The 18,737-nt window shown below is 69.8% G+C and carries 16 protein-coding genes; 6 read left to right on the top strand and 10 right to left on the bottom strand.

The features are described 5' to 3' along the window. Nucleotides 1–45 precede the first annotated feature (45 nt). From PFX91_RS06080 to PFX91_RS06060, 5 genes are all read left to right on the top strand, one after another. Nucleotides 46–927 carry a sulfotransferase domain-containing protein gene (locus tag PFX91_RS06080; protein WP_285730033.1) on the top strand — a complete coding sequence of 294 codons (882 nt, stop codon included), beginning with the start codon at nucleotides 46–48 and terminating at the stop codon, nucleotides 925–927. Further along, complete coding sequence (locus PFX91_RS06075) at nucleotides 897–2,504, top strand: lipopolysaccharide biosynthesis protein (protein ID WP_502888254.1); 1,608 nt, start codon at nucleotides 897–899, stop codon at nucleotides 2,502–2,504. Before PFX91_RS06080 ends, PFX91_RS06075 begins: the two co-directional genes overlap by 31 nt. Nucleotides 2,505–2,668: 164 nt before the next feature. Beyond that, the gene (locus PFX91_RS06070; RefSeq protein WP_285730032.1) at nucleotides 2,669–3,127 is read left to right on the top strand and encodes a glycosyltransferase family 28 protein; all 459 of its coding nucleotides are present in this window, start codon (nucleotides 2,669–2,671) and stop codon (nucleotides 3,125–3,127) included. Then, nucleotides 3,124–4,629, top strand: a complete 1,506-nt coding sequence (locus PFX91_RS06065) for a glycosyltransferase (RefSeq protein ID WP_285730031.1) — start codon at nucleotides 3,124–3,126, stop codon at nucleotides 4,627–4,629. Before PFX91_RS06070 ends, PFX91_RS06065 begins: the two co-directional genes overlap by 4 nt. 53 nt (nucleotides 4,630–4,682) lie before the next feature. Beyond that, nucleotides 4,683–5,267: a GNAT family N-acetyltransferase gene (locus tag PFX91_RS06060; RefSeq protein WP_285730029.1), complete on the top strand. Its 585-nt coding sequence runs from the start codon at nucleotides 4,683–4,685 to the stop codon at nucleotides 5,265–5,267. 22 nt (nucleotides 5,268–5,289) lie between these two features. On the opposite strand, the gene PFX91_RS06055 is transcribed toward PFX91_RS06060, so the two are convergent. The 10 genes from PFX91_RS06055 to PFX91_RS06010 form a co-directional block, all read right to left on the bottom strand. After that, nucleotides 5,290–6,417, bottom strand: a complete 1,128-nt coding sequence (locus PFX91_RS06055; RefSeq protein WP_502888263.1) for a glycoside hydrolase family 26 protein — start codon at nucleotides 6,415–6,417, stop codon at nucleotides 5,290–5,292. A gap of 113 nt (nucleotides 6,418–6,530) precedes the next feature. Then, nucleotides 6,531–7,421 (bottom strand): sulfotransferase, encoded by an 891-nt coding sequence (locus tag PFX91_RS06050; RefSeq protein ID WP_502888262.1) that lies wholly within the window; start codon nucleotides 7,419–7,421, stop codon nucleotides 6,531–6,533. A gap of 236 nt (nucleotides 7,422–7,657) precedes the next feature. After that, nucleotides 7,658–8,815, bottom strand: coding sequence for a S8 family peptidase (locus PFX91_RS06045; protein ID WP_285730027.1), 1,158 nt, complete (start codon nucleotides 8,813–8,815; stop codon nucleotides 7,658–7,660). Between the two features lie 232 nt (nucleotides 8,816–9,047). Next, on the bottom strand, nucleotides 9,048–10,316 hold the full coding sequence (gene cysN / locus PFX91_RS06040; protein ID WP_285730025.1) for a sulfate adenylyltransferase subunit CysN: 1,269 nt from the start codon (nucleotides 10,314–10,316) through the stop codon (nucleotides 9,048–9,050). A 109-nt stretch (nucleotides 10,317–10,425) separates the two neighbouring features. Further along, nucleotides 10,426–11,358, bottom strand: coding sequence for a sulfate adenylyltransferase subunit CysD (gene cysD, locus PFX91_RS06035; protein WP_285730024.1), 933 nt, complete (start codon nucleotides 11,356–11,358; stop codon nucleotides 10,426–10,428). 44 nt (nucleotides 11,359–11,402) lie between these two features. Further along, the gene (locus PFX91_RS06030) at nucleotides 11,403–12,194 is read right to left on the bottom strand and encodes a 3'(2'),5'-bisphosphate nucleotidase CysQ (RefSeq protein WP_285730022.1); all 792 of its coding nucleotides are present in this window, start codon (nucleotides 12,192–12,194) and stop codon (nucleotides 11,403–11,405) included. A 3-nt stretch (nucleotides 12,195–12,197) separates the two neighbouring features. Continuing rightward, nucleotides 12,198–13,754, bottom strand: coding sequence for a sugar transferase (locus PFX91_RS06025; protein ID WP_502888253.1), 1,557 nt, complete (start codon nucleotides 13,752–13,754; stop codon nucleotides 12,198–12,200). A 335-nt stretch (nucleotides 13,755–14,089) separates the two neighbouring features. Beyond that, a complete protein-coding gene (locus tag PFX91_RS06020) occupies nucleotides 14,090–15,394 on the bottom strand; it encodes an SGNH/GDSL hydrolase family protein (RefSeq protein ID WP_285730020.1) in 1,305 nt (434 codons plus the stop codon). Between the two features lie 82 nt (nucleotides 15,395–15,476). After that, the gene (locus PFX91_RS06015) at nucleotides 15,477–16,205 is read right to left on the bottom strand and encodes a polysaccharide deacetylase family protein (RefSeq protein ID WP_285730019.1); all 729 of its coding nucleotides are present in this window, start codon (nucleotides 16,203–16,205) and stop codon (nucleotides 15,477–15,479) included. A gap of 118 nt (nucleotides 16,206–16,323) precedes the next feature. Continuing rightward, nucleotides 16,324–17,340: a LacI family DNA-binding transcriptional regulator gene (locus PFX91_RS06010; RefSeq protein WP_285730018.1), complete on the bottom strand. Its 1,017-nt coding sequence runs from the start codon at nucleotides 17,338–17,340 to the stop codon at nucleotides 16,324–16,326. A gap of 161 nt (nucleotides 17,341–17,501) precedes the next feature. On the opposite strand from PFX91_RS06010, the gene PFX91_RS06005 reads away from it, so the two are divergent. After that, complete coding sequence (locus PFX91_RS06005; protein ID WP_285730017.1) at nucleotides 17,502–18,683, top strand: endo-1,4-beta-xylanase; 1,182 nt, start codon at nucleotides 17,502–17,504, stop codon at nucleotides 18,681–18,683. Nucleotides 18,684–18,737 lie beyond the last annotated feature (54 nt).

Genomic DNA, 18,737 nt, shown 5'->3' with positions numbered 1-18,737 from the left:
CCGCGAGGACGCGATCGGAACCATCGAACCAGGAAGGACCATGTGATGTCCCAAGGCCCCCGGCCCGCCCTGTTCCCTCGTCTGGTCGATCCCGCGCGACGGGCCCTGCTCCCCGTCGCGGACGGCTGGGGCGGGGCCACGAGCGCCGCGCGGGTGCTGCCCGACTTCCTCGTGTGCGGGGCTCAGCGCTGCGGCACGACGTCGCTGTTCAAGGCGTTGTGCCGACACCCCTCGGTCGCCGGCCCCACCCTGCGCAAAGGGGTGCACTACTTCGACACCGGTTACCACCATGGTCTGGACTGGTACCGGTCGCACTTTCCGATGCGGGCGACACTGAGGGCGCGGAGGGGGCGCCCCCGGGTGCGGGTGGTCGAGTCCAGTCCGTACTACCTGTTCCACCCCCTGGCCGCCGAACGGATCGCCCGGGACCTGCCCGAGGTGCGGGTGGTGGTGATCCTGCGCGACCCGGTGGAACGCGCCTATTCGGCACACGCCCATGAGAGCGCACGGGGGTTCGAGACCGAGTCGTTCGCCCGGGCCCTGGAGTTGGAACCGCTGCGGCTGGCCGGCGAGGAGGAGCGGATGTCGACCGATCCGCACTACCGGTCGTACTCCCACCAACACCACGGATACGTGGCACGCGGCCACTACGTGGACCAGTTGGTACGGATGGAGAAGCATCTGGGCCGCGACCGCATGCACGTGGTGGACCACGCCGACCTGTTCGACGGGACGGCGCGCGCGCTGGCGGAGATCGAACGCTTCCTGGGACTTCCGCCGGGTCCGGGACTCGCGCCGGGAAGACACAACGTACGCGTTCGGGCGAGGATGCCCGAGGGACTGCGCTCGGAACTGAGCGCCCGGTTCACCGACAGCGACAGCCGGCTCGCCGCCTGGTGGGGGCGCACGCCCTCGTGGTGTGCGTGACCACCGCGCCGGTGCCGTCCGGGCTGCGCCGGGTCCTGCGCGGCGGTGCGGTCAACATGGCGGGCGCCATGGTCGGTGCGGTGTTGAACCTGGCGCTGATCGTGGCGATCACCCGGGCCTTCTCCCAGGAGACCGCGGGGTTGTTGTTCTCCGCGACGTCGGTGTTCCTCATCGCGGCGGCCGTGGCCAACCTGGGCGCCTCCGACGGCCTGGTGTACTTCATCGCCCGGATGCGCGTGCTCGGAGGCTCGGGAGGCGTGCCCCACCTCCTGCGCCTGGCCACCGGCCCGGCCGTGCTGGCCGCGTGTGCGACCGCCGCGCTGCTGGTGGTGTTCGCCGACCCCCTCTCGCGGGCGTTGGGGGACGGGCAGGCGGGCGTCTATCTGAGGCTGGTGGCGCTCTTCCTCCCGTTCGCGGTGCTCACCGAGACGGCTCTGGCCGCGACCCGGGCACACCACGACATGACCGCGACCGCCCTGCTGGACAAGACGGGCCGACCCCTGGCACAGCTGGGGCTGGTGGGGGTGGTCGTGGCGGCCGGGTCCTCCGGACTGCTGGCGTTGGCGTGGGCGGGACCCTACCTGCCCGCCGCGGCGCTGGCGTGGTTCTGGCTGGGCCGGGTGCTGCGCCGGTCGGTGCCCGAGGAGACCGTGCCGGAAAGCGCCGTCGGTCCGGACGCCTCGGAGCACGCCTCCTTCTCGCTCGCCCGGACGGGGGGCGTCCCTGGGAGTCCTGGGGGGCCGGCGGCCCGTGGGGCGGACGGGCGCGTGGATCCGTCCACGTTCTGGTCCTTCGCACTGCCCCGTGCCGCCGCCGGAGTCGCCCAGATGGGGGTGCAGCGTGGCGGTGTGGTGCTGGTGGCGTTGTTGGGCGGGCCGGGCGGAGCCGCCGTGTTCATGGCGGCCACACGGGTCATGGTGGTCGGTCAGTTCGGTACGCAGGCGGTGTCGTACGCGGCGCAGCCTCGTTTCGCCGAACAACTGGCCGCGGGGGACCACGTGGGGGTGCGCGCGCTGTACCAGGCGGGTACGGCATGGCTGGTGTGTCTGGTGTGGCCGCTGTATCTGTCGGCTCTGATGTTCGCCCCCGAGGTGATGCGGCTCTTCGGCGAGGACTACACCGCCGGAGCCGAGGCCCTGGTCGTGGTGTGCGTCGGGCAGGTGTCGGCCGCCGTGTTGGGGATGGGCGACCTGGTCCTGACGATGACCGGACGGACCCGCTTGAACCTGCTGAACCACACTCTGGCGCTGGTGTCCCTCCTCCTCCTGTGCGTGTTCCTGGTACCCGTGGCCGGTACGACGGGCGCGGCCGTGGCCCTGGTGGTCGCCGTCCTGCTACGCAAGGTGCTGCCGCTGTGGCAGTTGCGTTCCCTCGTCGTACTGCACCCGTTCGGCCGACCCGTGGTGATCGCGGCGGCCGGCTCGCTGGTGTGGTTCGGGGTCCTGCCGTCACTGTGGGAGGCGGTGCTGGGCGGAGGTGTCACGACCCTGGTACTGGCGGTGTCCGTGGGCGCGGCGGGACACCTGATGACCATGTGGTCGCTGCGTGGCCCGTTGTCCCTGGACCCACGTCTGTGAGCCCGCGATTCCGCTGTGTCCGGAACCGCCGTTGCGGGTGGGAACGGGCCCTCCTCGGACGGGCGTCTCAGGCCTGACGGGCGTGTCGCCCCTGGCCCCGGATTCCCTTCCTCCGCTCCGGCGATCCCCCTTTTAATCACACAGAGTTATGTAATGATGACCTCATGTCTTCGCAACCGGTTCTCCTGGTGGCTTCCAGCGGAGGGCACCTCACCCAGTTGTGTTCACTGCGTCCCTGGTGGCGAGACCGGGAACGCGTCTGGGTCACCTTCCGCACCCCCGACGCCGAGTCCGCCCTCCGCCACGAACGTGTCCGGTGGGCCCATCACCCCACCACCCGTCATCTGGGCAACCTGGTGCGCAACACCTGGCTGGCCGTCCGCGTCCTGCGCGAGCGGCGTCCCAGCGCGGTCGTCACCACCGGAGCCGGGGTGGCCCTGCCGTTCTTCGTCCTCGCCTGGCTTTTGCGGATTCCCACCGTCTACATCGAGGTCTACGACCGCATCGACGCTCCCACGCTCACCGCGCGCCTGTGCCGTCCCTTCACCAGGCTGTTCCTCGCCCAGTGGGAGGAGCAGCGTGCCTTCATGCCGACCGCCATCACGGTAGGACCGCTCCTTTGACAGAACAGACCATCCGTCCCCTCCCTCCGCCCGACGACGACGCCCACCCCGACGTGGTGGTCAGCCTCGGCACGGACCACCACTCCTTCGACCGACTGGTCCGATGGATCGACGACTGCGCACGCCGCCGCCGCGACCTGCGTTTCCTGGTCCAGCACGGGCACAGCATCGCACCCACCGTGGCGGCGGGGGTTCCGTTCCTGCCCGGCGAGGACCTCGGTGAGCACATGCGCGAGGCCCGGGTCGTCGTCACCCACGGCGGTCCGGCCACCATCGTCCAGGCGCGCGGAGTCGGCCGTCTGCCCATCGTCGTGCCCCGCGACCCCGAACTGCGCGAGCACGTGGACGACCACCAGTTGTCCTTCGTCCGGAGGTTGGAGGAGACGGGCCGGGTGCGTTCCTGCGCCACCCTCCATCAGCTGTCCTCGTTCATCGACAGGGCGTTGTCCGCTCCCGAGGAGTTCCGGGTCTCCCCCCACGGTGAGGACACCGCACGGGCCGCGCTGCGCACCGGTGAACTCGTCGACCTGCTCACCGGCATCGGCGACGGCACCGCGCCCGCCTCCTCGCCCCACACCGCCGAGGTCCCCGACACCTGGCCCGAGGTGACCGTGGTCGTCCCCACACGGGACCGACCCGAACTGCTGCGCCGCACCCTGCGCGCGATCTCCGCACAGGACTATCCCGGTCGTGTCACCTCGATCGTGGTCTTCGACAACGACCAGCCCGATCCCTCGTTGGCCTGCTCCGAGGGGGACCGTCCCGTACGGGTGGTCACCAACACCCTCACCCCCGGCCTGGCCGGAGCCCGCAACACCGGGGTGCTCGCCGCCGACACCGACCTGGTCGCCTTCTGTGACGATGACGACACCTGGCTGCCCGGCAAACTCCGCGCGCAGGTGCGGGTCATGCTCGACGAACCCGGCACGGAGGTGGTGTGCTGCGGCATCCGGGTGGTCTACGACAAGGTGGAGGCGGTCCGCACCCTGGACAGGACCAGCATCACCTTCGGCGACCTGCTGGGATCGCGGTTGACCGAGCTGCACCCCTCCACGTTCCTCATCCGACGCCGCGCCATGGTGGGAGGCTGTGGGACGGTCAGCGAGGAGATCCCCGGCAGCTACGGCGAGGACTACGAGCTCCTGCTGCGCCTGGCCAGACGGGGGCCCGTCCGCAACGTCCCCGAGGCCGGCGTCCGGGTGCTGTGGCACCGCCGCTCGCACTTCTCCGGCCGCTGGCGGACCATCTCCACCGCTCTGCGCTGGCTCCTGGAGCGTTACCCCGAGTTCGCGCTGGTCCCCCGCGGTTACGCGCGGGTGGCCGGGCAGATCGCCTTCGCCGAGGCCGCGGCCGGGCACCGCCGCGCGGCCCTGCGCTGGACGGGCACCACGATCCGCCATCGTCCCACCGAGGGCCGCGCCTACCTGGCCTTGGCGGTGGTGTGCGGGGTGCCGGCCGGATGGGTCCTACGCGCGCTGCACCTTCGTGGCAGGGGTCTGTAGCCTCGAAAACGGCATCGGGGACCTTCGGTGCCCCCTACCCAGGAAGGACGCCCGTGATCCGTGAGGCGACCACCGACGACGTCGAGGGGGCGGCAGACACCCTGGCCGCCGCCTTCGCGGACTACCCCCTCACCCGGCACGTCATCAGCGCCGACGACCATGGGAAACGGTTGAGGGAGTTCCAGCGGATCTTCCTGGCCGAGATCGGCCTCCCCCACGGACGCGTCTGGGTGAGCGACGGCCTCGACGCCGTCGCGGTCTGGTCCACGCCCGACTCCGGCGGCGCCGACGAGGTGATGGACGGACTGCTCCCGCGGCTCGTGGAACTCGCGGGGGACCGTGCTCCGGCCTACGCGCGCGCCGAGGCGGTCATGGCGGTCCACAGGCCGGACGCACCGGTGTGGTTCCTCGGCACCGTCGGAGTCCGGCCGGAGGCGATGGGCCGAGGGCTGGGGCGTCGGGTGATCGACGCGGGACTACGCGAGGCCGACGCCCAGGGGTTCCCCGCCTTCCTGGAGACCTCCGCCGAACGCAACGTCCGCCTGTACGAGTCCCTCGGCTTCCGTGTGACCGCCGAGTACGACCTGCCGTGCGACGGCCCGCGCACCTGGTCCATGCTCCGTTCCGTGGGTGGCTGAGACCGCGGTCCCTCCGACTTCCTCAGTCTCGCCGCCGAGCCTGTTCGGCCAGACGACGCACCCTGTCGGGCAGCTTCACGTACGGGTCCTTGCCCGCCGTCTCGAAGCCCTTGCGGGCGTGCCGGTCGGCCCCGATCCGGAAGTCGCACCCCGGGGAGACCTTGTTGTCCCACACCTTCACCGCGCGCACACGCTCGTAGCGGCGCAGCACGTCGGGGATGTCGGTGTACCACTTCGTGGTCTCCCGGGCCCCGATGTACGTCGTGCCCATCTCACCGATCATCACGGGCTTGTCCGGGTCGATGCCGTGTTCGGCGCCCTCCTCCTGGATCCACTCGTAGGCCGGACGCAGCGCGTCCTCGAAGGAGTACACCTCGGTCCAGTGCGGCTGGGTGTCGCAGCCGGTCATGTTGTAGGCCTCCCAGCTGAGCCAGTCGACGTAGTCGTTGCCCGGCCACAGCCCCGGCAGGCGATCGAGGTTGCCCTTCCATCCGGTCACGTTCCACACCCAGATCACGTTGTCGGCGCCCTCCTGGCGGTACAGGTCCACGATGTGCCGCCAGGAACGCACGAACTCCTCGGGCGTGCCGCGCTTGTCGTAGCGCTTGTCGGCGTCGGCCTCGTGGTCGAAGGTGAGGAAGTAGGGCACCTCCAGTTCGGCGATGGAGCGGGCCTGGGCCCGCAGCGACTCGTCGAACTCGCCTTGGAGGATGGAGCGGTAGGCGACGGCCGGATGCCCTCGGCGGGTGAAGCGGCGAGCCTCGATGTTGGTGTGCACGAGCCGGCCCTCGGAGATCATCTTCCGCTCCCGTGAGCGGGGGACGTCGGCCTGGTCGATACCGCGCCAGGTGTAGACGATGTCCATACGCCGGTCGACGGCCTTCTCCAACGGCTCGATCCGGTCCTGGTAGGGGCTGGCGCCCCACCACGCCCCGCAGGAGGGCTCCAGGATCTCCGAGACCGTGCACGTGGTCTGGGGTCCGTGACCGCCATCGGCCGGAGGCTCCGTGGGCGTGACCGGCCGGACCGGCACGTCCTGCGACGGCACGTGTGGTGTCCCTCGTGCGGGAACGTCTTCCGTTCCGACCAGTGTCAGAACGAGGATCATCGCCCCCGTCGTCGCCATCGCCCGTACCGGTCCCCTGTCCACGGCGGATACCCCCCAGCACCCCAGAACACGACTCACAGTATTAAGATAGCTACTATAAGTGACATTCGGGGAGGACAACAGCCCTGCTCTGGCATAACGGACATCCGCGGGCGTCAGTAACCGTAACGTCCACGCAAGGGCGCGGTCACGGCGGCCACCAGGCCCCGCCGCCAGGAGGGCATGGCCCCACGCCAACCATGGTCGGCGCGCACGCCGATCCGTCCGTTCGTGAACCGCATCGGATTCCCCGACATCGCGTGCCCCTCCGACAGGTCCACGCCGCCTCCGGTCACGTCCAACGGAGCGCCCGTGTGTCCCGCGAAATCGGCGATACGGGCGAACTCCCCTCCCGGGTCGGCGACGAAGTCCTCATAGCGCACTCGCAGGGTCGGGGTGCCGCGTCGGGAGAGCGCGTCCAGACAGGCGTTCTGCGTCATCCACTGGACCGCCGCCCGCCCCGGGGAGTAGCGGGCCATCTCCGGCTCGCTGCTTCGCTCGGAGGCGTCGGGGCGCGCGACCCTCCTGGCCCAGGAGTGGGCCACCGCCCTCGGGTCCCGTACCACGTGCAGCAGGTGCAGCCGCGCGCCGTATCGCCGTCGCAGGCACGCCGCGAGCGAGGCGTGTTTGCTGGCGTCGACGATCACACGGGCCCCACTGACCAGGGACACCGCCGAGTACAGCCGGTGGTAGAGCTCGGTGTAACGCTCACAGCGGGAGGCCAGCGGGCCGTCGCCGGGGCCGTGGAGCAACGCCGGCAGGAAGCGGGTGCGGTCGACACCGCCCTTGAGTCTCAACACCTGGTCGGCGTCCAGCCGGTGCCAGCCACCGAAGGCCTCCCGTCCCACCTCGACCCAGAAACCGCAGTCGGAGAACGACCGGCCACAGCCGCACCGTTCGTCCTCGACCAGTCCGCGCCGCCACAGGTGCACGGTCTCACCGACCGAGCAGAACCCGGGCAACTCTCCGAGGAGCCGTTCGATCAGGGTCGATCCCGAGCGACCCATGCCACCGACGAACACCAGCCGATACCCATCGTCCATACAGGCAGGCTATTACCTTCGGTGAAATCTCCGTGGCGGAAGGTGACTCCTCCGTGTGCCCTCGCCGCCTCATGAGGACGACCCCGGCCGGGGATGCCGTACCCGGCCGGGGTCGTCCGTCTCCTCACTCCCGCGCCGAAGGAGGGGCCGGTGTTGTGAACGAGCGGGGAACTCCACAACCGCCGGCCTCTTCCTCCGTCCTACAGACCCTGGACGTTGAGGAGGAGGTTGACGGTGCCGGAGGGCACTCCGCTCAGCTTGTCCACACCACCGTTGGACGTGAGCCATCCCAGGATCACGCCTTGGGCGTCGTCACCGTGGACGCTCTTGTACAGCGCGGCGGCACCGGCCACGTGCGGGCTGGCCATCGAGGTGCCGTTGAACCGGCTGGTCCCACCGCCGGGGACGGTCGACTCCACACCCACACCGGGGGCGTAGATGTCCACGTTCGAACCGTGGTTGGAGAAGGTGGCCGCGGCGTCGTTGGAGTCGGAGGCTCCCACCACGACCACGCCCTCGGCCCCTCCCGGAGAGGTGTTGCCGGCGTCCTGGCCCTCGTTGCCCGCGGCCACCGCCACGAACACGCCCGAGTCCGCGAGGGATTCGACGGCCTGGTCCAGGGCCGGGGAGGGCGGCCCGCCCAGCGACATGTTGGCGACCGCGTTGGACCCGGCGTTCTCCGCCACCCACTCCACGCCGGCGATGACGTCGTCGTAGGAGCCCGACCCGTTGTCACCGAGGACCTTGACCCCGATCAGGTCGGCCCCGGGAGCCACGCCGTAGTTCTCGGAGCCGATGGTCCCCGCGACGTGCGTGCCGTGGCCCTGGCGGTCGATGCCGTCGCCGCCACTGGCGTCGAATCCGACCGAGGCGCGCCCGCCGAAATCGGGGTGGCCGGGGTCGATACCGGTGTCGAGGACGTAGGCGGAGGTGCCCGAGCCGTCGCCCGTGGTGGTGTAGGACCCGTCCAGCGGCAGGTCCTCCTGGTCGATGCGGTCCAGGCCCCATGTCGTCGTGGTGTGCGCGACGCCGACCTGCTCGACGTAGGCGACACCGTCCTGTGCGCGCAGTTCGCGCACCTCGGCCTCGCTCAGGTCGGCCGAGTAGCCGTTGAGGACCTCCTCGTAGGTGTGGTTCACCTGTTCGGCCGCGATACCGAGCGAGGTCGGGGTCACGGACGCGGCGCTGAGCGTGTCCTCCAGGACCACGAACCAGGCCTCGCCCGAGGCGGCGTCACTGGTGTACAGGGGGGCCAGGTCCTGTGTCCCCGCCGAAGCGGTCCCGGACAGGACGAGGGGGAGGGAGAGGGCTCCGGCCGCGATGACGCCGAGCCCTTTCCCCGCGGTGTTCTTCCGCACTCTGTCTTCTCCTTGAGAAGGGGGTGTCAGGGGTCCGGCAGGATTGGCTACCCAGTGTGTTCACTCGGTTGCAAACTCTGCCAAAAGTCACGTTAGTTAGATTCCGTCCTCTTTGCCAGGGTTGACGGAGGTTTTTTTCCTCGTTCACCTTTTTCGTACTCTCCGCGCACGACGAAGGGGCCGCCCGGAGGCGACCCCTGAGGAGTGCGTCCCTTGGAGGAGGGACCCGTGCTCAGACGGTTCGGACGACCATCCCCGCGGCGACCGTGGCGTTGGTCGCCTCGTCGATGAGGATGAATCCGCCCGTCTGACGGTTCCTGCCGTACTCGTCCACGAACAGGGGCTGTGTCGAGCGCAGCCGTACCCGGCCGATCTCGTTCACCGCGAGGTGATCGGCCTGTTCGTCCCGGTGCAGGGTGTTGATGTCCAGTCGGTACCGCAGGTCCTTGACGATGACCTTCGCGCTGCGGGTCGTGTGCTTGAGCAGGAGTTTGGAGCGTGGCGTGAGCTTGCGCGCGTCCGTCATCCAGCACACCATCGCCTCCAGGTCCTGGGTGACCGCGGGCATGTTGTTCGGGCGGCAGATCATGTCACCGCGGGAGATGTCGATCTCGTCCTCCAGCAGGAGGGTGACCGACATCGGCGAGTAGGCCTGGGCCACATCACCGTCGGCGGTGAGGATCTTGGCGATGCGTGTGTTCAGCCCGGACGGAAGGTGGACGACCTCATCACCCGGCTTGAGCACCCCTCCGGCGAGCTGACCCGCGTAGCCCCGGTAGTCGTGCAGTTCGGGGTCGGCCGACTTGTGGGGCCGGATCACGTACTGCACGGGAAAACGCGCGTCGATCAGGTTGCGGTCGGAGGCGATGTGCACGTTCTCCAGGTGGTGCAACAGGGAGGGTCCGCTGTACCAGGGCATGTTCTCCGAACGGCTCACCACGTTGTCGCCGTTGAGCGCCGAGATCGGCACGAAGGTCAGGTCGCGCGTCTCCAGCTTGGTCGCGAAGTCGGTGAACTCGGCCCTGATCTCCTCGAAGCGTTCCTGGGAGTAGTCCACCAGGTCCATCTTGTTGACCGCCAGCACAAGGTGCGGCACCTGCAACAGGGTGGCGAGGAAGGCATGGCGGCGGCTCTGCTCCTGGAGGCCCTTGCGCGCGTCCACCAGGATGATCGCCAGGTCCGCGGTGGAGGCCCCGGTGACCATGTTGCGGGTGTACTGGATGTGCCCGGGGGTGTCGGCGATGATGAAGGTGCGCTTGGGGGTGGCGAAGTAGCGGTACGCCACGTCGATGGTGATGCCCTGTTCTCGCTCCGCGCGCAGTCCGTCGGTGAGCAGCGCCAGGTTGGCCTGCTCCTCCCCCCGCGCGACGCTGGTGCGCTCCACCGCGTCGAGTTGGTCCTCGAAGATGGATTTGGAGTCGAACAGCAGTCGTCCGATCAGGGTGCTCTTGCCGTCGTCGACGGATCCCGCCGTCGCGAACCGCAGGATGTCGTTGCTCATGCTCACCTGGTCCTATGTGCAGTGGGCGGCGGGGGTCGTGCGAGGCGGGAAGGACCGCGGTCCTTGGAGACCTCGGGGAGAGGGGCGTGGTGCGGCGGCCGGCGTCGGACTAGAAGTAGCCCTCGCGCTTACGGTCCTCCATGGCGGCCTCGCTCGCGCGGTCGTCGGCTCGTGTCTGCCCGCGCTCGGTGATGCGGGTCGCGGCGATCTCGGCGATGACGTCGTCGATCTCCACCGCCGTGGACCTGACCGCGCCGGTGCAGGTCAGATCGCCGACCGTGCGGTAGCGGACGGTCTCCGTGAAGGGGACCTCGGTCTCCTCACGCTGGATGAGGGGCGAGTCGGCCAGCAGGATGCCGTCGCGCTCGAACACCTCGCGCTCATGGGCGAAGTAGATGGAGGGCAGCTCCAACCGCTCCCGCTTGATGTAGGCCCACACGTCCAGCTCGGTCCAGTTGGAGATGGGAAAGACCCGGATGTGCTCGCCTCGCTCGATGCGGGTGTTGAACACGTTCCACAGCTCGGGACGCTGGTTCTTGGGGTCCCACTGGCCGAACTCGTCGCGGAAGGAGAAGATCCGCTCCTTGGCCCGCGCCTTCTCCTCGTCGCGGCGCGCGCCACCGAAGGCCGCGTCGAACCCGTGCTCCTCGATGGCCTCCAGGAGCGCGGAGGTCTGGAGGCGGTTACGGCTGGCCCAGCGACCGGTCGGCTCCGTGACCTTGCCCGCGTCGATCTGCTCCTGTACCGAGGCCACCACCAGGCGGATCCCCGCCTCGGCCAGGCGGCGGTCACGGAACTCGATGACCTCGGGGAAGTTGTGGCCGGTGTCCACGTGCATGACCGGGAAGGGGACGGCACCGGGCCAGAAGGCCTTCTCCGCCAGGCGGAGCATGACGATGGAGTCCTTGCCTCCGGAGAACAGGAGGACCGGCCTTTCGAACTCCGCCGCGACCTCGCGCATGATGAAGACCGCCTCGGCCTCCAGGACGTCCAGCCGGGAGAGCTGGTAACGTCCCGGAGCCTGCTGAATCGCCTGGCCCATGAACCCGCCTTCGTAGTATCGACAGGGCCGACGGCGGGGATCGGTCAACCCCCCGTGTGCGGACCCGCGTTGTCCAGGTCCGCGCCGTCGCGGATGCTTGCCAACAACATACCCGACAATTCCGGTCGACATACAAGGATATCAGGCAGCAGGGGGTCGGCCTCGTTGTAGCGCAGGGCGGATCCGTCGATCCGGGAGGCGTGCAGCCCCGCGGCGCGGGCGACCGCGACCGGCGCCGCGCTGTCCCATTCGTACTGGCCCCCCGCGTGCACGTAGATGTCGGCGATACCGAGCATCACCGCGCAGATCTTGGCTCCGGCGGAACCCATCGGGACCACCTCGGCGCCGAGCTGGGTGGCCATGCGCTGCACGAAGGCCGGCGGCCGGGTCCTGCTGGCGGTGATACGCAGTCGCTGGTCCGAAGGACGTTCCTCCGGCAGCCACGGCGGATCGACCGTGGACAGGGTGCTGCCCTGCGCGGGAAGCGCCACGGCGCCCGCGACCAGCTCACCGTTCTCCCACAACGCCACATGGACCGCCCAGTCGGTGCGTCCGGCCTCGGCGAACTCGCGGGTGCCGTCGAGCGGGTCGATGATCCACACCCGGCGGGCCCCCAGACGCGCGGGGTCGTCGACGCCCTCCTCGGAGAGCACGGCGTCGCTGGGTCGCAGCCGCCCCAGGGCGGAGAACAGGAACTCGTGGGAGGTGCGGTCGCCCAGGGTGCGTAGCACGTCGGGTTCGCCGAAGCCGTGCCGGGCGCGTAGGCGCAACAGCAGCTGGCCGGCCTCACTCGCCAGGTCGCGGGCCACCTCATGGTCGTTTCGGATGTTGTTCACCGGCTAGTACGCTCCCGCTCCACGGATCACCGCTGACCACGTCTTCCACAGGATCTGGATGTCCAATGTCAGCGACCAGTTTTCCACGTACCGCAGATCGAGGCGGACCGATTCCTCCCACGAGAGATCGGAACGGCCGCTGACCTGCCACAGACCCGTCATACCTGGTTTGACCACGAGCCTACGACGAACATCGTCCACGTAGCGGGCGACCTCCTCCGGAAGCGGCGGCCTGGGGCCGACGAGCGACATCTCCCCCCGGACCACGTTGACGAGCTGGGGAAGCTCGTCGAGCGAGTAGCGGCGCAGCCACGCCCCCACACGCGTCACCCTGGGATCGCGGCGCATCTTGAACAGCACGCCGTCGTGTTCGTTGCGGGACTGGAGCGTCGTCCTCAACACCTCGGCCCCGGGGATCATCGTGCGGAACTTGTAGACGGTGAACTCGCTCCCGCCTCTTCCCACCCGGGTCTGGGCGAAGAGGGCGGGACCACCGTCCTCGGCGCGCACGAGCACGGACAGCACCAGGAACAGCGGGGAGAGCGCGACCAGGGCCGACGCCGCGGCACAGCGGTCGAAGATCCCCTTGAGGACGCGACGGGCCCCCACCAGCTCGGGGTGCTCCACGTGCAGCAGCGGCAGCCCGGCGACCGGCCGGATGGAGGTGCGCGGACCGGCCACGTCCATGAGCGCGGAGGCCACGATCAGATCGGTGCCGGTCTTCTCCAGTCGCCAGGCCAGGCGGCGTAGTTCCGCGCCGTCCATCTCCGGGCAGGCCAGGACCGCGACGGTGTCGGCTCCGGTCAGCGCGACGGCGTCCGCGACATCGGTGAAGGTGCCGAGGACCGGGCAACCCTCCACCTCTCCCGTCACCCGCTCCTCCTGCGGCAGGCACACGCCCACCACGCGCATGCCGTGGTGGACCTCACCGCGCAGCCTGCGGACGAGGTCGCGCACGGCCACCCGGTGACCGACGACCACCACACCGCTCATGCACCGACCGGAGCGACGGCGGCGGTGCAGGGCCTTGCGCCTGGCGTAACGAAGGACCAGGCAGACCAGCGGGACGAGCGGCAGGGTCAGGATCGCGTAACCACGCGCCAGGTCGAAGCCGACGGCGTAGGCGCCCATGGCGACGAACGCCCCCATGGCGAACCCGGAGGTGGCGACACGGCGGTACTCCTCGGTGCCCACTCCGAGGAAACGCCGCGCGTAACCCCCGCCCAGCCAGACGAACAACACCCATAGTGGCGGCAGCAGGAGGCACAGGTGGAGGTAGGGAAGGGTGGCGCTCTCCCCGAGGGCGGAGTGGAAGCGCACGGTCGTCCCGCTGAGGGCCGCGACGAGGGCCGCGGTCAGGTCGAGGCAGACCAGACTCCCGACGTAGGGCCGGACCCACGCGCCCGAACGTGGGGCCCGGTTCCCACCGGAACCGGCCGCCGCCGCGACGGCGGAGGTCACGGTGGTCCGCGCCGGCCGTTCGGGAGCGGTCTCCACCTTGCTGGTTGTGGCCACGTATCCCCCAAGACCACGGCTCTGGAAGTCTCGACTCCGAGACATCGCCCCGGCACCGTGGGGCTCAGGCTCTGAGGTTGGGGGCGGATGTGCCTCGGGCGCGACATGGATGGCAACCCGAATGGTAACTCAAAGTAGCGTAAAAATCTCTCAGTGTTTCGATCGTTCGCCAGGACTCTCCGGCGGGGAAGAACACGAGCACCTGCTCGAAGCCCTTCCGGCAAGGAGCCTCACGGGAGGACCCTGATCGGGGCGCCCATGGACACGTCGAACGGACGCCCGAAACCATGTGCGGAAAGTGACCGTCCGCGCGGGTCCAAGGCCCCGGAACACGCGCCCGTCACGCCGTCCGGTGGACTCGTCCCCGACGCGGGGGCGCCTCACCGCACGACCGGCCGAAAGAGCCGGGTCGGCACCGCCTCCGCCATCGCGGCCATACCGGCGTCGTTGGGATGCAGACCGTCCCCGCTGTCATGGTCCGGACGCAGGCGCGACGGGTCCTTCGGGTCTCGCAGCGCCGCGTCGAAGTCGATCACGGTGTCGTACTCCCCGCCCGTACGGATCCACTCGTTGACCGCCTGTCGCTTGGCCTCGTTCTCCTCGGTGAAGAAACCGAGGGCGTCGCCCCCGAACGGCAGGATGGTGCCTCCGTGGGCCCGCAGCCCCGCCGCGTGGGAACGGACGATGATCTGACGGTGCGCCCCGATGATCTCCTCCACCGTGACGACCTCCGAGAGCGGGGCCGTGGTACCGGGATGACCGAGGTCGTTCACCCCGAGCAACACGATGACGTGACGCACGCCGGGATGCGCCGTCACGTCGCGGTCGAAGCGACGCAGGGCGCTCTGTCCGAAGAAGGCCGCGTAGCCCTCGGCCTCGCTGCCCGCGATGGGGCGGGGGTCGTGCAGCAGCCGGTTGCCCGCGACCCCCGAGTTCAGCACCCCGGTGTGCTCCAGCCGTTCGGCGAGCAGGTCGGGCCATCGGTTGTCGGCGTCGACCTCGGTCTCCGAGCCGTCGGTGATCGAGTCCCCCAGTGCCACGACCGCGTCGGCACCCCTGGTCCGGGCTCGCACGCTGACCCCCGAGAGGAAGCGCCACTGGGTGAGCGTCTCGGTCGCCTCGATGCTCGTGTCTCCGGTGACGTTGCCCAAGGCCACCTCGTTCTCCTGGTAGGAGAGGGCGTGCAGTGTGGTCACGGGTGTCTCGTCCGGCACGTGGATGCTCACGACCAGGGCGGCCCGAGCGGGCAGTGTGAGCGGCACCGGATCACTGATCATCGGCGCGCCGGCCGGGATGGTCGGGGACGTGTTCCCACCGAAGGTGACCGTGTGGTCGGTGGAGGGGTCGATGTCGGTGCCCGTGGCCCCCGAGCGCAGTGCCACGTGGACCTCGCCGATACGCAGGGGCACCGTTCCGAACTCGTTGGTGAGCCTCAGTCGCAACCGGTCGCCGCCCAGACTGGTGCGGACCACCTGACGGAAGGTCTGGTCGTGCAGCACCGGGGTCGCCGTGGGCGGCGTGGCGGTCGGCACGCACGCCCAGGTGCCGACCCGGTTCTCGGTTCCGTCGATGGCGGGGGCGTCCACGGGGCCGGCCGAGGCTGCGCCGACGGCCCCGCCGGAGAGCGGCTCCGGCGTGCTCACCGGAACGGCGGCCCGGCGCCTTCGGGGCGTGAGTGGGGGCATGCGTTCCTCCTGGGGAGAACGGTTCGAACGTCGGAGCCGGTCCGCGTGCCCTCCGGCCACGGCTCCGAGGTCCGAAAGGACGTCACGGCCCATGGGCGGCGGGCAGGGTGAAGCGCCGGCCCTCGGCCTTCAGCACGGGGATGACCCGGGCCACGGCGTCGACCGTCTGGGCGCGGTCGCCCCCGCCGTCATGGAGCAGGACCACCGAGCGGGACGTGACTCCCTCCTCCAGGCGTCGGACCAACGTGTCCGTACCGGGCGAGTCCCAGTCCTGGACCACCAGACTCCATCCCAGAGGTCGCATGCCCAGTTCGGCGGCCACCTCGGGCGAACGACCCCAGGCCCCGTAGGGCGCGCGGAAGTAGGGGACCCGGGCGTGCGGTACCGCTTCGCGGATCACCGCGTCGGTCTCCAGCAGATCCTCACGGATCCGCTCCGGCGACCAGGTGCTCATGTCGTCGTGGTACATGCCGTGGTTGCCCAGCGTGTGCCCCTCCACGGCGATCCTTTCGACCAGCTCGGGGTGTCGACGCGCATGGTCGCCCCACAGGCAGAACACCGCCCTGACCCGGTTCTCCCGCAGTACGTCGAGCAACCGCGGGGTGTTGCGGGGGTCGGGCCCGTCGTCGAAGGTCAGGGCCACGGACCGACCACCCCGTGCGGTCGAGTCGACGATGTCGGGGGCGACCGGGTCCTGGGACGGGGAGAGGTCCGGGGAGCGGTGGGCGTGCCCGTCGGCCGGAGCCGTGGTGCACGGGACCGCCGGGAGGCGCTCTCGGGGCGGTCGGTCGTGTCCCTGGGGGTGCGCCACACAGACCTCCTCGGCCGTGGAACCCAGAATTACCGGAACTTTCCGGAAAACGAGGGCAGCCTAAGGAGCGTCACGCCGCGATGTCAACGGCCCGCACCAGTTCGGGGCACGGCACGGTTCACGGTGCCGGGGCCGTGCTGTCCCGGACCACGAGTTCGGTCGCCAGTTCGACCCTCGGACTCTCGATCGTCTCTCGCCGCACCAACCGCTGCACGGTGCGCACGGCGAGCCTGCCCATGTCGGACAGGGGCTGGCGGACCGTGGTCAGCGAGGGCGACGACCAGCGCGCCTCCGGAAGGTCGTCGAAACCGACCACACTGACGTCGGCCGGCACACGCAGGCCGCGCCTTCTGAGCGCCTCGTAGACACCGAGCGCCATCTGGTCGCTGGCGGCGAACACCGCCGTGGGCGGGTCGGCCAGGTCGAACAGTCGCTCCCCCGCGCGGAAGCCGGACTCGTACCCGAACTCGCCCGGCACCACCAGGTCGTCGTCGACCGCCAGCCCGGCGGTCTCCAGACCCGCCCGGTAGCCATCGAGCCGGGCACGGCTGCACCACAACTCGGGACGCCCCGCCACGAAGGCGATGCGCCGGTGACCGAGATGGATCAGGTGCTCGGTGGCGCTCAGACCCCCGGCCCAGTTGGTGGCGCCGATCGTGGGGGTGTCCAGGTCCGGGACTCCGACCGGGTCGACGACCACGGCGGGCACGTGCAGCTCCCGCAGTTCGGCGTGCAGGGTGGGGTCCAGGTCCGTGGTCACCAGGATCGCGCCGTCGCTGGCCCGCGAGCGGACGTTCTCCAGCCATTGACGGGCCGAGCTGGCCCTGCGGTGGATGGCCGACACGACGATGCCGGTGCCCACCGCGTGCGCGGCGTCCTCCACGCCGCGAATGATCTCGACCGCCCAGGGGCTGTCCAGGTCGTTGAACACCAGGTCCAGCAGACCGATGCGCTCCCGGGCACGGTTGCCCCTGCGCCGATAACCGTGGGCCCTGATGAGGCCCTCGATGCGTTCGCGCGTCGCGGGGGCCACGTCGCCCCGCCCGTTGAGTACGCGCGACACCGTCGGTGCGGACACGCCGGCCTCTGCGGCGATGGTGGAGATGGTGACGTCTCGTGACGGGGTGTCGGCCACTGGTCCTCCCTTGTACTCACCCAGAGTACGAGCACGGGCGATGGGACAGCACGTGGATACGGCCGGACCTTGACGCTCGGTACGTCAACGGCCTAGTGTCCATTCCTCACATGTTACGGAAATTTCCGGAAGTTTCGTCCGTACGAGAAGTGGAGCCCCCCATGAAACCGGTCCGCCTCGTCACCGCCGTACTCACGGCGGCGGCGCTGTCACTGTCCCTGGCCGCCCCGGTCGCGGCCACGCCGGGCCACGGCCACGGGCCGCCCCACCACCCCGGCCACCCCAAGTACGCCAAGCCCGGCACGCTGCGCTGGGCGGCCCCCGACGGCTTCGTCATCGGCACCGCCGTCGCCGGCGGCGGCCACCACGAGGAGCAGGACTACCCCGATCCCTTCACCTCGGACCGGACCTACCGCAAGATCCTGGCCGACCAGTTCAGTTCGGTCTCCCCCGAGAACCAGATGAAGTGGGAGTACATCCACCCCGAGCAGGGTGAGTACGACTTCGCGATGGCCGACTCCATCGTGGAGTTCGCCGAGCGCAACGGCCAGGACGTACGCGGACACACCCTGCTCTGGCACAGCCAGAACCCCGCGTGGTTGGAGGAGGGGGACTTCTCCTCGGAGGAGTTGCGCGAGATCCTGCACGACCACATCACCACCGTGGTCGGTCGCTACGCGGGCCGGATCGACCAGTGGGACGTGTCCAACGAGATCTTCGACGAGGAAGGCGAACTTCGCACCGAGGACAACATCTGGATCCGCGAGCTGGGTCCGGAGATCATCGCCGACGCCTTCCGCTGGGCTCATGAGGCGGACCCGTCGGCCGAACTGTACTTCAACGACTACAACGTCGAGGACGTCAACGCCAAGAGCGACGCCTACTACGAGCTGGTCCAGGAGCTGCTCGCCGACGACGTCCCCGTGCACGGCTTCTCCGCCCAGGTGCACCTGAGCACCCAGTACGGCTTCCCCGGCTCCTTGGAGGACAACCTTCAGCGCTTCGACGACCTGGGTCTGGGCACCGCCCTGACCGAGGTGGACGTGCGCATGCAGCTCCCCGAGAGCGGGAGGCCGACCTGGGCACAGCTGGAGCAGCAGGCCGACTACTACCAGCAGGCGCTCTCGGCGTGCCTGAACGTGGAGGGCTGCGCCTCCTTCACCATCTGGGGCTTCACCGACAAGTACTCCTGGGTGCCGGTGTTCTTCGAGGGTGAGGGCGCGGCGACGGTCATGGACGAGAGGTTCCGTCCCAAGCCCGCCTTCTTCACGATGAAGCACACCCTGTTGAAGGCCGACCGGAAGGGCCCGGGCCGTCCGCCCTGGGCCGGCCCCGGTCGGTGACGCGGCGCCGCGCCTTCGCGGCCGACCGCCCCGCCGAGGCTCCTCCGCCGGCGG

The sequence above is a fragment of the Nocardiopsis sp. ATB16-24 genome (genome assembly GCF_030271535.1).
Taxonomy (GTDB): domain Bacteria; phylum Actinomycetota; class Actinomycetes; order Streptosporangiales; family Streptosporangiaceae; genus Nocardiopsis.
Note: the sequence above shows the minus strand (reverse complement) of the source record. Positions and strands in the feature narration are given on the sequence as shown.

What these genes read in the sequence shown, in the direction of transcription:
- PFX91_RS06020 (WP_285730020.1), bottom strand. Translation starts at nt 15,394, where the DNA reads ATGCCCCCACTCACGCCCCGAAGGCGCCGGGCCGCCGTTCCGGTGAGC.
- cysN (WP_285730025.1), bottom strand. Translation starts at nt 10,316, where the DNA reads ATGAGCAACGACATCCTGCGGTTCGCGACGGCGGGATCCGTCGACGAC.
- PFX91_RS06050 (WP_502888262.1), bottom strand. Translation starts at nt 7,421, where the DNA reads ATGGGTCGCTCGGGATCGACCCTGATCGAACGGCTCCTCGGAGAGTTG.
- PFX91_RS06070 (WP_285730032.1), top strand. Translation starts at nt 2,669, where the DNA reads ATGTCTTCGCAACCGGTTCTCCTGGTGGCTTCCAGCGGAGGGCACCTC.
- PFX91_RS06080 (WP_285730033.1), top strand. Translation starts at nt 46, where the DNA reads ATGTCCCAAGGCCCCCGGCCCGCCCTGTTCCCTCGTCTGGTCGATCCC.
- PFX91_RS06005 (WP_285730017.1), top strand. Translation starts at nt 17,502, where the DNA reads ATGAAACCGGTCCGCCTCGTCACCGCCGTACTCACGGCGGCGGCGCTG.
- PFX91_RS06025 (WP_502888253.1), bottom strand. Translation starts at nt 13,754, where the DNA reads ATGTCTCGGAGTCGAGACTTCCAGAGCCGTGGTCTTGGGGGATACGTG.
- cysD (WP_285730024.1), bottom strand. Translation starts at nt 11,358, where the DNA reads ATGGGCCAGGCGATTCAGCAGGCTCCGGGACGTTACCAGCTCTCCCGG.